Origin of the sequence: Shewanella sp. MTB7 (assembly GCF_027571385.1) — a bacterium.
GTDB lineage: Bacteria > Pseudomonadota > Gammaproteobacteria > Enterobacterales > Shewanellaceae > Shewanella.
Map to the genome: position 1 here is coordinate 5,576,346 of NZ_CP085636.1, position 12,840 is coordinate 5,589,185.

8 protein-coding genes and 3 pseudogenes are annotated in these 12,840 nt (G+C 44.8%); 8 read left to right on the forward strand and 3 right to left on the reverse strand.

What is annotated here, in order from left to right; genetic code table 11:
* Nucleotides 1-574 precede the first annotated feature (574 nt).
* A pseudogene (locus tag HWQ47_RS24345) lies at nt 575-718 on the forward strand (nuclease); the annotation flags it as partial.
* A gap of 14 nt (nt 719-732) precedes the next feature.
* Complete coding sequence (locus HWQ47_RS24350) at nt 733-1,644, forward strand: hypothetical protein (protein WP_269968558.1); 912 nt, start codon at nt 733-735, stop codon at nt 1,642-1,644.
* A 504-nt stretch (nt 1,645-2,148) separates the two neighbouring features.
* Here HWQ47_RS24350 and groL read toward each other — a convergent pair.
* Together groL and HWQ47_RS24360 are read right to left on the reverse strand one after the other, a co-directional pair.
* On the reverse strand, nt 2,149-3,801 hold the full coding sequence (groL, locus tag HWQ47_RS24355) for a chaperonin GroEL (RefSeq protein WP_269968559.1): 1,653 nt from the start codon (nt 3,799-3,801) through the stop codon (nt 2,149-2,151).
* A gap of 84 nt (nt 3,802-3,885) precedes the next feature.
* Nucleotides 3,886-4,176, reverse strand: a complete 291-nt coding sequence (locus HWQ47_RS24360) for a co-chaperone GroES (protein ID WP_143563013.1) — start codon at nt 4,174-4,176, stop codon at nt 3,886-3,888.
* Between the two features lie 231 nt (nt 4,177-4,407).
* Here HWQ47_RS24360 and HWQ47_RS24365 point away from each other — a divergent pair, with 231 nt between their 5' ends.
* The 3 genes and pseudogenes from HWQ47_RS24365 to HWQ47_RS24375 form a co-directional block, all read left to right on the forward strand.
* Nucleotides 4,408-5,763 (forward strand): MATE family efflux transporter, encoded by a 1,356-nt coding sequence (locus HWQ47_RS24365; protein ID WP_269968560.1) that lies wholly within the window; start codon nt 4,408-4,410, stop codon nt 5,761-5,763.
* 381 nt (nt 5,764-6,144) lie between these two features.
* Nucleotides 6,145-6,333 (forward strand): annotated as a pseudogene (locus HWQ47_RS24370) (pentapeptide repeat-containing protein); the annotation flags it as partial.
* A 253-nt stretch (nt 6,334-6,586) separates the two neighbouring features.
* Nucleotides 6,587-6,892: pseudogene (locus HWQ47_RS24375) on the forward strand (pentapeptide repeat-containing protein); the annotation flags it as partial.
* Here HWQ47_RS24375 and HWQ47_RS24380 read toward each other — a convergent pair.
* Nucleotides 6,889-7,833 carry a LysR family transcriptional regulator gene (locus tag HWQ47_RS24380; protein ID WP_269968561.1) on the reverse strand — a complete coding sequence of 315 codons (945 nt, stop codon included), beginning with the start codon at nt 7,831-7,833 and terminating at the stop codon, nt 6,889-6,891. The pseudogene HWQ47_RS24375 and the gene HWQ47_RS24380 sit on opposite strands and share 4 nt — an antisense overlap.
* 231 nt (nt 7,834-8,064) lie before the next feature.
* On the opposite strand from HWQ47_RS24380, the gene HWQ47_RS24385 reads away from it, so the two are divergent.
* The 3 genes from HWQ47_RS24385 (at nt 8,065) to HWQ47_RS24395 (ending at nt 12,742) form a co-directional block, all read left to right on the forward strand.
* Nucleotides 8,065-9,147, forward strand: a complete 1,083-nt coding sequence (locus HWQ47_RS24385; protein ID WP_269968562.1) for an efflux RND transporter periplasmic adaptor subunit — start codon at nt 8,065-8,067, stop codon at nt 9,145-9,147.
* A 3-nt stretch (nt 9,148-9,150) separates the two neighbouring features.
* The gene (locus tag HWQ47_RS24390) at nt 9,151-12,237 is read left to right on the forward strand and encodes an efflux RND transporter permease subunit (RefSeq protein ID WP_269968563.1); all 3,087 of its coding nucleotides are present in this window, start codon (nt 9,151-9,153) and stop codon (nt 12,235-12,237) included.
* Between the two features lie 154 nt (nt 12,238-12,391).
* Nucleotides 12,392-12,742 carry a DUF6677 family protein gene (locus HWQ47_RS24395; RefSeq protein WP_269968564.1) on the forward strand — a complete coding sequence of 117 codons (351 nt, stop codon included), beginning with the start codon at nt 12,392-12,394 and terminating at the stop codon, nt 12,740-12,742.
* Nucleotides 12,743-12,840: the final 98 nt, after the last annotated feature.

The following is a 12,840-nucleotide window of genomic DNA, read 5'->3' on the forward strand; positions in this document are numbered from 1 at the left end:
CAACCTAGAAATGTGCCACCTACGAATAACAATTTTGAATCTTGATTATTTCATATCAACATGTCGTTCAGCATTCAAACAAAGCACCACTGAATACACCCATATTACAAAACGAATTGTGCTGTAAACATTGTGACTATTCAACAAACTCCCCCCAATGCACTAAGAACACGCCCATGAAGCAAGCCTGTCCCCCTCTCGAAATAAAGAGTCAAAGCAAGAACACCAAGGTACAAAAACGAAAAGAAACCTACACGCTAAACTGCCAAGATTGTGGCAGTGGACTGAGAGTGATTTAGTGGGCTAGAGAAAGTTTACTCTGACCCTAATTATCCTTTATTATTTTTTACAATTATGGGTGTCTTTATTATTTTTTAAGCTTAGTCACGACTTGAAAATTCATCCAGAATCATGGGTGGTAATGCTGTTTTGATGTTACCTCTCATGGCTGGCTATGTTATTTCTAGTGATAGATGGCGATGCGATGCGATTGTTTTCCCTTTCAATAAGTAGGTAATATACATCTGATTTTTGTCATAAATTTATTAAAATAACGAATGGATGCGATTGATAAATGATTCTTAAAATTAAATTACTTCAAAATGCTCAATCCCCTCAAGAAATTGCAGGTCAGCAGCAAGAGCAGAACGTCGCATTTTTTCTGTGCCGCGCCTACAAGGACAACCCAGAAGTTCTAGCCATTAATGACGTTAGCTACTTAAGAGGGTTAAGTTGAAGCCTTATATAATCAAGCTTCGTTATGTTGCGCTGCCAATAATGGTTGAAGCTGTAGGCTTAGCACTCATCTTTCTCGCCCTGTCTGCTTTCTATCAAAATAACTTAAGCACCGCCTTCGGACAAAGCACTGCCTACCATCATTACCTCGCCAATATTAAGTGGAGTGGTCCCATAGTCCTAGGGTTAATCATTATGTCTATCTATGCAATGTCATTATTTTGGTTAAAAAAGCCTTTAGCTTTTCTGGAGTTTGAAAAATCACGTCATCATAGCTCAGTTATTTTTTCAATCATGCTATTTCAATCTGGATTATTGATATTGGCCTACACAATAGGCACATACGGTACTCAAACAACATATCAAGTCGACAACTTTAATGACTGGGAACTACAGGGGAAGCCTACTTATTTTAAAGTGAAGGTTACAAACGTAGAAGGCATTAGAGATATCGATGTCCGTTACAATTACTTAAGTAAGAATACTAAAGAATATTATGTGTTCTGTACGATATTACTCGATAAAAATAAAAACCTATGGCTTGGCATAAGCGATTACTTTTTTATCAGTTCAGGAATAGAAAAGCCTAAATCTTTAATCATAGAGAAGATAATTATCGCTAATAAGAAATGCGATAACATCAAAACTATGAGTGATGCCTCTTTCAAAACCAGTAATTTTAATCTCGAGAACAATGGCTTTCTTGCGGCAGCTAAGCGTCTTGATGAATCCAGCCACTTAGATTTGAAGTATGCACAATTGCTGGTTCACTCCAAAATAAGCATGGAAGATAGTAGGTATACGCTATTCGGTATGGCGCTTATTCTTACATTGCTAGCCATGTTGTTTTTATCATATGACACCCATAACGCTCGTATAAACTGGGATAGGTATAGGGAAGCCAAATAGAAGTAAACCAAGTAATTCAGTAGCTTTAAACATTAAAAACGCACCTATGACTAGCTGAGCTTATTGGCGTCAGAGTAAGATAAACTCTATTTCTAGTACCAGCTTAAAAGTGTAGCTTGATTAGCTTACAAACCAAGAACAAAGCTGTGGATCCCGGCCTTCGCCGGGATGACGGCAAAGAAAGCCCCGATACCGTTAAGTATCGGGGCTTTCATCTATTCACCAAGAGCTCTTTTTCAAGACGTTCAGTTTTAAACTTTTAGGCTATAGACCTGCAACCCTTTTGCTAATTTTTCCCATTAAAAAACCCGACACTGTTTCCAGTCTCGGGTTTTCTCTATCTCTTTTACAAGAAGTTTTGGCTTTAAGCTTTTGAGCTACAGACCAGCAAACATATCTAACGCAGGAAAAATCATTTTAGAGCAAGGTTTCTTGCCACGACGTTTAGCTTTTCATAAACGAGTGGCAAGGTAACGCAGCTATAAAGGATTTTAACCAGTTAGATTACATCATGCCGCCCATTCCACCCATACCGCCCATACCACCGCCCATTCCGCCCATATCAGCGCCAGCTTCTTGTGGTGCATCACACACCATCGCTTCTGTCGTGATCATTAGGCCTGCAATAGATGCTGCGAACTGTAGCGCACAACGGGTTACTTTAGTTGGGTCTAGGATACCCATCTCTAGCATGTCGCCGTATGTGTCGTTACCTGCATTGTAACCGTAGTTACCAGTACCGTTTTGCTTCACGTTGTTAGCAACAACTGAACCTTCTTCACCTGCGTTAGCCGCGATTTGACGAAGCGGTGCTTCCATAGCGCGTAGTGCGATAATCACACCGTGCTTCTGGTCTTCGTTAAGCACTTCAACATCACCAATCTTGCTAGCAACACGTATCAGAGCAACACCACCACCAGCAACTACACCCTCTTCAACAGCGGCGCGAGTCGCGTGTAATGCATCTTCTACACGGGCTTTCTTCTCTTTCATTTCAACTTCAGTGGCTGCGCCAACTTTGATAACAGCTACGCCGCCAGCAAGTTTAGCCATACGCTCTTGAAGCTTCTCTTTGTCGTAATCAGATGTTGATTCATCAGCTTGAAGCTTGATCTGTGCAACACGTGATTGGATCTGCTCTTGCTCACCAGTACCGTCGATGATAGTGGTGTCGTCTTTAGTGATGATAACGCGCTTAGCGGTACCTAGATCTTCTAGGGTGGCTTTTTCAAGCTCTAGACCAATCTCTTCAGCGATAACAGTACCACCAGTCAAGATAGCGATATCTTGTAGCATAGCTTTACGACGATCACCGAAACCAGGTGCTTTAACCGCAGCCACTTTCACGATACCGCGCATGTTGTTCACAACAAGCGTCGCTAGTGCTTCACCTTCAACGTCTTCGGCAACGATAAGCAGTGGCTTACCTGTTTTAGCCAGACCTTCAAGGATAGGTAACAATTCACGAATGTTAGAGATTTTCTTATCAACAAGCAGAATAAATGGACTGTCTAGCTCTACGCTGCTGGTCTCTGGCTTGTTGATGAAGTATGGAGATAGGTAACCACGATCAAACTGCATACCTTCAACGACGTCTAGTTCGTTTTCAAGTGCTTGACCTTCTTCAACAGTGATAACGCCTGCTTTACCGACTCTTTCCATTGCTGTCGCGATGATTTCGCCGATTGACTCATCAGAGTTAGCTGAAATAGTCGCAACTTGTGCAATCGCTTTAGACTCTGAACACTCTTGAGATAGGTTTTTAAGCTCAGCAACTGCAGCGATAACCGCTTTGTCGATACCGCGCTTAAGATCCATTGGGTTCATGCCAGCAGCAACGGCTTTTAGGCCTTCAGTAACGATAGCTTGAGCAAGTACAGTTGCAGTAGTTGTACCATCACCTGCAGCGTCGTTGGCTTTAGAAGCAACTTCTTTCACCATCTGTGCGCCCATGTTTTCAAACTTGTCAGCAAGCTCGATCTCTTTAGCAACAGACACACCATCTTTAGTGATAAGTGGAGCACCGAAGCTCTTGTCTAGTACTACGTTACGACCTTTAGGTCCTAACGTTACTTTTACTGCGTTTGCGAGTACGTTAACGCCTGCAAGCATTTTTACACGTGCATCGTTACCAAATAATACGTCTTTAGCTGCCATCTTTGATTGTCCTTTAAATTCTTTTTAAAATTACCCGAGGCGTTTAAAACTCCAGATATTGGAAAAATCTCTAAACGAAGTGATTTAGCTCACTACAGCCATTAGATCAGATTCTGAAAGGATCAGAACTTCTTCACCATCAATTTTTTCTTTCTTCACGCCGTAACCTTCATTGAAGATAACGATGTCGCCCACTTTTACGTCAAGTGGCTGCACAGAACCATTTTCAAGAATTCGGCCATTGCCTACAGCAAGTACTTCACCACGAGTCGATTGCTCAGCAGCACTACCAGTAAGTACGATACCACCCGCTGACTTTGATTCAACTTCAGAACGCTTAACTATGACACGGTCATGTAATGGACGAATATTCATCTATGGATGCTCCTAATGATTTGTTTGCCCAACAAAAGGTTGGCAAGTTTTAATAAATACAGTAAAAAAATACGCTGATTTTTACTGCTTGATGTTCGATATATGGGGGTCATCTGTTTCAGAACCAAGGCCTTTACAAAAAAAAATCCATTTTTTTTAACTCGATTTTATAAATGCCGCTTCAATCCTGATAGAATTGCCCCCCCTTCAGTAATAAGACAAGACTTTCACATGAGAGACAGACACGGGTTGCTTACTCAGCCAATTGGTCGTGTACTGCTAAATATGAGCCTACCGAACCTGATTGGTATTTTGACCATTCTAGGGTTCAGTCTTGTCGACACATTTTTCATCAGTCAGTTAGGGACTGAGTCTCTCGCGGCGATTAGCTTTACTTTCCCTATTACGTTAGTCATTTCAAGTATTGCCATCGGCATAGGTGCTGGAGTGTCGACCAATTTAGGCCGGCTTATCGGCGGCGGGCAAGCACCTAAGGCTAAGGTGTTTCTGCATGACTCTTTACTGCTGACCTTCTTCTTAACCGCCTTTATATCCCTGTTGGGAAGCCTGTGTATCGAGCCACTATTTAGCTTGCTCGGTGCCAATGACTCGAGTTTGCCTCTCATCCATGACTATATGTTTATCTGGTATTTGGGGGCACCACTGTTGGTTATTCTAATGGTGGGCAATCAAGGCCTTCGCGCCACGGGGGATACTAAGTCTCCAGCTAAAATAATGATGTTAGCCGCGCTGATTAATTTGATTTTAGATCCTCTACTTATTTTTGGCATAGGGCCCTTTCCACGCTTAGAGATTCAAGGCGCGGCCATTGCCACGGTTATCTCTTGGGCAGTCGCGTTATCACTATCGAGTTATCTGTTAATACTTAAACGTCACTTAGTGGAATTTGCAGGCTTCAATATCACTCGACTTAGATATAACTGGAAAAAGCTCGCTCATATTGCTCAACCTGCCGCCATGATGAACTTAATGAACCCCCTTGCCAATGCCGTCATTATGGCTATGTTGGCGCGTATCGATCATGGTGCAGTTGCCGCCTTTGGCGCGGGCACACGCTTGGAGTCGGTACTGCTAGTTGTGGTGATGGCCCTCTCGTCTAGCTTAGTGCCGTTTATTGCACAAAATTTGGGCGCTGGCCAAACCGAGCGAGCCCGTGAAGCGTTGCTGTTATCACTTAAATTTGTACTGATTTTTCAGACCTTGCTTTATTTGCCACTGTATTTCTTTGCCGGATCAATTGCCCAGCTTTTCAGTAGCGATCCTCAGGTGATCGAGTGGTTAACCTTCTATATTATTATGTTGCCCGCCGCTTATGGCCCACTGGGCGTAGTCATTTTGTTGGCGACGTCACTCAACGCTTACCACAGACCCATGTGTTCACTGGTGCTCAATGTATGTCGTCTGTTCTTAGTGATGTTGCCATTGGCCGCATTAGGCTCCTATTTAGGGGGCGTCAAAGGCTTGCTCCTAGCACTGCCTATTACCAATACCTTCCTCGGCATTGCCTGTTATATATTGGCAACCAAAATCTCAGAGCCAGCAAAAATCGAACCATCATTGGCATAAAAACGGCTTATCCACCAACCAAAAACCGTCAACACAGCAAGGAAACCTTATGCACGCCAGTAATAGAATCTTCAGCGAAACCAGCTTCAACGAAGATGAACAATACCCAAGCAACCTCATGATGCTCGTTTCAGAGCTCCCGTAGGATAGCTGAACAAGGCAGTGATTGAGGATAATGGTTATTCCCTTGTCGATATCACTAACGCAGTGCAGGGATTCTACGGGAATTCCCGAAGGGCATGGCGAGAAGCAACATGCTTCTGTGTTATGAAATATTGAATTAGAATAACTAGTCCTACTATTTCATGCCTTGAACTCTGTCACTTCTCGACATGCTGAATCCTGCATTTTGAAGTAGTTTGGGTATATAAGATGCAATCTTTGAGGACTGCCAGTTTTAAACAGTGCAACTTGAGCATGGCCAGCTTTACTGGAGCAAAGTGCTTTGGCATTGAGCTGCGAGAGTGCAATCTGCAGGGAGCCGATTTTGGCCAAGCCAGTTTTGCCAACCATATCACCCACAAGACTTTCTTCTGCTCAGTCTATATTACCGCCTGTAATCTGGCTTATATACCCAAACTACCTGGAAACGCTCGTTTCAGAGGTCTTGCGCGAGTTCAATTCTAGGCGTATTAGTATTAGAATGGTTGCTCCCTGTTAAGCTAATACAACGACGAAGTGGGCTTGCGTAAAGCCTTCGTTGATGGGTTTTAATGCACTTTATTCTGCGTTATTGATTTTGCTAAGGGAACAACCATTACCTACAATCAATATCTTGCCTAAAGCGCATTAAATTCCCACTGAATCCTGCATTTCCAAGTAACTTGGGTATATTAACTTCGAAGGAGCCCTGCTGGAGAAGTGTGAGCTGATGGAGAAGTGTGAGCTGATGGACAATTGTTGGCGCGGTGCTAACTTATTGGGATCTTCGATGAAGGGCTCAGCTCTCAGTGGTGGAGAATTTTCCCAATCCCAGTGGGGCACCTTTGAATTATCTGGCTGTAACTTATACCGTGTCGAGCTTGATGGGCTTGACCCTCGCAATGTGAAGCTTGAAGGGGTGATGATAAACCAGTGGCAGCAGGAACAACTACTGGCACCACTTGGCCTTATCGTGACACCAGATTAAATCCAAGACTTGATAGAGCCACGTAACCGCTCCTCACGACCACAGCCTTTACCTGCATTACAGTTTTCAAGTGCGCTCATCATATGATCGATAAATCGCTGACTGGCTAAACTGATAAAACGTCTTGAGGGATAAACCAAATAGCACTTGCCGAGGTAAGGTTCCACATCTGCAAACAGCATGGTTAACTCCCCTGTCTCGACAAATTCTCGGGTCACTTCTATGGGTAAAAACGCAATTCCACGACCTTTTAAACTCGCCTCTAAACAGAGCTGAATACTGTTGAGACACAGGTTACCTTTCACACCTATAGTCATGTCATTGCCAAAGGGAACTTCATTGAAAATACGCCCATTAGGGTAACGAAACAGGATAGAATTATGCTTCTCAAGATCTTCTGGCAGCATTGGCGTCCCAGCCTTAGCCAGATATTCTGGGCTAGCGACAAAATGCAGCTTCTCTGTCAGCATTTCTCGAGCCACCATCTCATTTTCGTTAAATGAATCTTCTACCATAAAGGCAAGATCGATATTATTGCGGATCATATCTTGCTGCTCTGTGCTAACAATCAATTCGACCGTAAGCTCAGGGTTATGATCCATAAATTCGAAAATACCATTAGCAATATCAAGCAGCTCAGGAACGGGAAAAATATGAATACGTAAGTGCCCGCCGATCTCGGCTTCAGTGTCAGTTAACTCCACCATGGTCTGCTCAAGATCACCAAGAATCGACAAGGTCTTATCGTAGAAGTGACTCCCTGAAGCCGTTAATGTCATAGAGCGGCTTTGACGATGAAACAGTTTTATACTCAAATCGTCCTCAAGGGATTGCAAACGACGACTCACTGTGGATTTGGGCAGATTTAACAGATCCGCCGCTTCAACTAGGCTACCTGTTTCTACAATACGATGAAATAGGGCAATATCTTCAGTTTTCATAACGCTCTCTGGTAATGGCTCAATGGCTTCTCGCTAATTAATATGTTAGTTCAATAAAACAACTAAACTCGCCAGCAACAGACACTATGCTCACACCTAATTTTAACAAGCAAGTTTAATAGTCCCACTTTATGGAACCAATGATTCCATATCATCCCATTTTATTCAATATAAGATGCTGTTATCTTGGCAACCTTTATTACAATTTGTCACAAATACGGAATTCGGTTTATGAAACGCCTGACCAAAATACTCCCAATATTGATTAGTACCGCCATTTTGGCAGGATGCAGCACCGAATCTGCTGAGGTTACGTCTAACGTAATCAGGCCAGTGAAGTTACTTGAAATTACCGACATCAATTCCACCTCCATGCGTACCTTTCCGGCCAAAGTGGCTGCAGCCAAGCAAGCAGATCTCGCCTTTAGAGTGCCAGGACATCTGGTTGAGTTTTCGCTGGTTGAGGGACAATCGGTCAAAAAAGGTGAGTTGTTGGCGCGTATCGACGACAGAGATGCACGTAATACTTTGCTCAACCGTGAAGCTGATTATGAACTGGCAAATGCCGATTTTAAACGTAAAGGCGAGTTATTACGCCGTACGTTAATCTCACAGGCGGACTACGATCTTGCCAAGGCTCAACTTAAGTCTGCCAAGGCGGCTCTGGCCAATGCACAAGACCAATTAAGTTATACCCAGTTAAAAGCGCCATACACAGGGACTGTTGCTAAGATATCTATCGACAACTATCAGATGGTACAAGCTAACCAAGCTATCTTGTTATTACAAAAAGATCGTAACATTGATGTGGTGATTCAGGTACCTGAATCACTGGCCAGCAGCGTGACCATGTTTAACCCACACACAAACTCTCTGCCGCAGGTGCGTTTTGCAAATCAACCCACTAAAAGTTACCCCGTTAGCTTAAAAGAACATGCAACTCAGGTGACGCCTGGCACCCAAAGCTATGAGGTGGTGTTTACTTTGCCTCAACCAACACAAATTAAGATCCTTCCGGGGATGAGCGCCGAACTTACTTTAGATATCGCCATGTCCGATCAAGCAATTAAGACGGCAACCCTGCCCGTCAGCGCGATTATGAAACGAGATGTAGATGGTAAAGATATCGTCTGGCTCTATCACGATGACAAGGGAACCGTGACTCCGACTCAAGTGATTTTAGGCAAGGTGACCACTGAAGGGATTGAAATAGTCCAAGGGATTCAGGTTGGCGATAAAGTGGTTGTGGCCGGAGTGCAATACCTCTCAGTGGATCAGGCGGTAAAACCGCTACGTTGGCAGCGTGGAGTTTAATCGATGAACTTTGCCGAATATGCCATAAAACACAAGGTCGTCAGTTGGATGTTTGCCCTACTGTTGTTAGTCGGTGGCAGCATCTCGTTTCTTGGGCTGGGTCAGCTCGAATTCCCTGAGTTCACCCTCAAACAGGCACTCGTGGTTACCGCCTACCCTGGTGCCTCACCGGAACAGGTCGAAGAGGAGGTTACCCTCCCTCTGGAAGATGCGCTACAGCAACTCGATGCTATTAAACATATTACCTCGATTAACAGTGCCGGCTTATCTCAGATAGAAATAGAAGTTCACGATTATTACGGTGCAGACGAGCTACCTCAAGTGTGGGACGAGGTCCGCCGTAAGGTCAACGACAAACTAGGCGAGTTGCCTCCTGGGGTGGCGACGCCGTCTGTGATAGATGATTTTGGCGATGTGTATGGCATTTTGCTTAACGTCTCCGGCGATGGTTACACTAGCCGAGAGTTGCAAAATTATGCCGATTTTCTCAGGCGCGAACTTGTGCTTGTCGATGGCGTGAAAAAAGTCACCATTGCTGGCAAAATTATCCAGCAGGTCGTGGTCGAGATATCCCAGCAGAAACTCAATGCGTTGGGCCTAGATCAAGACTATATCTATAGCCTGATCAATAGCCAAAACGTGGTCTCCAACGCCGGCAGTATTCGCGTGGGCGATAACCGCATTCGTATCCACCCCACAGGTGAATTTAATCAAGTAGCGCAGATGGAGCGTCTACTGATCAGCACGCCAGGCAGCACAAAACTGATCTATCTTGGTGATATTGCCAGCATCTATAAAGACAACGACGAGACCCCAACCAATATTTACCATGGTAATGGCCAATCAGCCCTATCAGTAGGTATCTCATTTTCCAGCGGCGTTAACGTGGTCGATGTCGGCGTAGCCATCAATGAAAAGCTAGTACAACTCGATAACGAGCGTCCTATAGGGATACATCTCAACACTGTCTACGATCAGAGCAAGATGGTGGATCAGACCATCGCAGGCTTCTTAATCAACCTCGCCGAGTCTATTGGTATAGTGATCGTCGTGCTGTTGATATTTATGGGTGTGCGCGCTGGTCTGTTGATGGGTCTGGTATTGCTATTGACCATATTAGGCACCTTTATCATGATGAAAGTGCTCAATATTGAGCTGCAGATCATCTCTTTAGGTGCACTGATCATCGCCCTAGGTATGCTGGTCGACAACGCCATCGTGGTGACCGAAGGCATACTCATTGGCATTAAGCGCGGCCAGAGCAGACTTGAGACCTCGAAGCAAGTCGTGTCGCAGACTCAATGGCCACTACTTGGTGCCACTGTTATCGCCATTCTAGCCTTCGCGCCCATCGGCTTATCAGATACTGCCACAGGTGAATTCTGTGTTTCGTTATTTCAGGTCTTATTGATCTCCCTCTTTATTAGCTGGATCACAGCGATGACCTTAACTCCCTTCTTCTGCCATTTGATGTTTAAAGATGGCGAAGTCAGCGGTGATGAGAATGAGGATCCGTATAAGGGCTTAATTTTCCAGTTCTACCGCACTAGCTTAAATGTTGCGATGCGTTTTCGCGCCATTACTTTACTCGTCGTTATCGCGGCGCTGTTTACCTCGGTAATGGGCTTTGGCTACGTAAAAAATGTCTTCTTTCCAGCCTCAAACACGCCGATGTTCTTCGTGGATGTATGGATGCCAGAGGGCACAGATATTAAAGCAACAGAAGCTCTTCTCAGTCGAATAGAGAAGGATCTTTTACAGCAAGAGGCGAGTCATAATATTGGTTTAGTTAATCTCACCAGCGTAATAGGTCAAGGCTCACAAAGATTTGTACTCTCCTATGTACCCGAGAAAGGCTACAGTTCCTATGGTCAGTTACTGATCGAGATGACAGATCTCACCAGTTTAGATCGATATATGCGCACACTAGAGAGGGAATTAAGCCTCACGTATCCTGAAGCCGAATATCGTTTCAAATATATGGAGAATGGTCCCAGCCCCGCGGCAAAAATAGAGGCCCGCTTCTTCGGTGAAGATCCTGTGGTACTACGTCAACTTGCTACTCAAGCTAAGGCGATCTTAGATGCAGAGCCTACAGCCGTAGGCGTAAGGCATAACTGGCGTAATCAGGTTCCTCTGATCCGTCCACAACTGGCACTGGCTCAAGCCCGTGAAACCGGGATCAGCAAACAAGATCTCGATAACTCCCTCCTGGTTAATTTCAGTGGTAAGCAGATAGGTGTCTATCGTGAGAACAGCCACCTAATGCCTATCATAGCCAGAGCGCCGGCCGAAGAACGCCTCGATGCTGACAGCCTGTGGAAACTGCAGGTGTGGAGCTCAGAAAACAGTGTATTTGTTCCGGCGACTCAGGTGGTCTCAGAATTCAGTACCGAGTGGGAAAATCCGCTTATCATGCGCCGCGACAGGAAACGTATGCTGGCCGTATATGCCGATCCGATCAACGGCACAGATGAGACGGCCGATTCGGTGTTCAGAAAAGTAAGAGCCGACATCGAAGCCATTCCGCTGCCAACGGGTTATGAATTCGAGTGGGGTGGCGAATACGAGACAGCAGGAGAAGCCCAGGTTTCGGTATTTAGCTCCATTCCTATGGGCTATCTGGCGATGTTCTTAATCACAGTGCTGCTGTTTAATTCCATTCGTCAGCCTCTGGTTATCTGGTTTACGGTGCCCTTAGCCTTAATCGGAGTCGTATGTGGCTTATTGATTTTTGATGCCCCTTTCAGCTTTATGGCGCTGCTCGGTTTACTCAGTTTAACGGGCATGATTATCAAGAATGGCATCGTACTGGTGGATCAGATAAATCTGGAGTTAAGTAGCGGCAAGGATCCCTATCGGGCCGTAGTTGACTCATCAGTGAGTCGTGTTCGACCTGTGCTGATGGCTGCTATCACCACTATGCTCGGCATGGTGCCACTTTTGTCCGATGCCTTTTTTGGCTCTATGGCAATCACCATTATCTTCGGCTTAGGCTTCGCTTCAGTACTGACTTTAATCGTGCTGCCTGTGACCTATACCTTAGCGTTCCGTATCCCCTATTTGGGTAAGGAAGGAACTCAGACATAGAATTAGTCACCAGATAAACCCCAAATTGCTTCCCGGCAGTCCCGATCCAGAGATGGATCGGGTTCTCTTCTTACTATTTTCACTTAAAAACACAGCAAGCCGCAGAATTGATCTAGAATAACCACCAAATGTTCTCTAGCAAACTGGATGCTCAATGAATAAAGCAACCAAAGCCGCCCTCATCTCCGCTTTTGTCTGTCCCGGCGGCGGTCACTTTTATCTGAAACGTTATAACACCGGCACCCTACTCTCTACCGTGACCCTTGGCGCCTTGCTCTATCTGCTAACCCAAGCCGTCTCACGCGCCCAAGATATCTCAGATAAAATAGTCAGCGGGCAGATCCCGTTAGATCTCAGTGCCATCTATCCACTTATTACCCAACAACCTGCAGCCGAACAAGCGCTTTATAATAATATCGCCACCTCAGTGCTGGTCATCTCTTGGCTAGTCGGTGTCATCGATGCTTATAGGCAGGGAGCTATCGCTGATAAAGCTGAAAAATAATATTGATATTAATTAAATACAGAAAAGGGCCAAACATTGTAATGTTTGGCCCTTTTGTTAACGTGCTTTGTCATAGAATGTGTTTACATATTAATGGC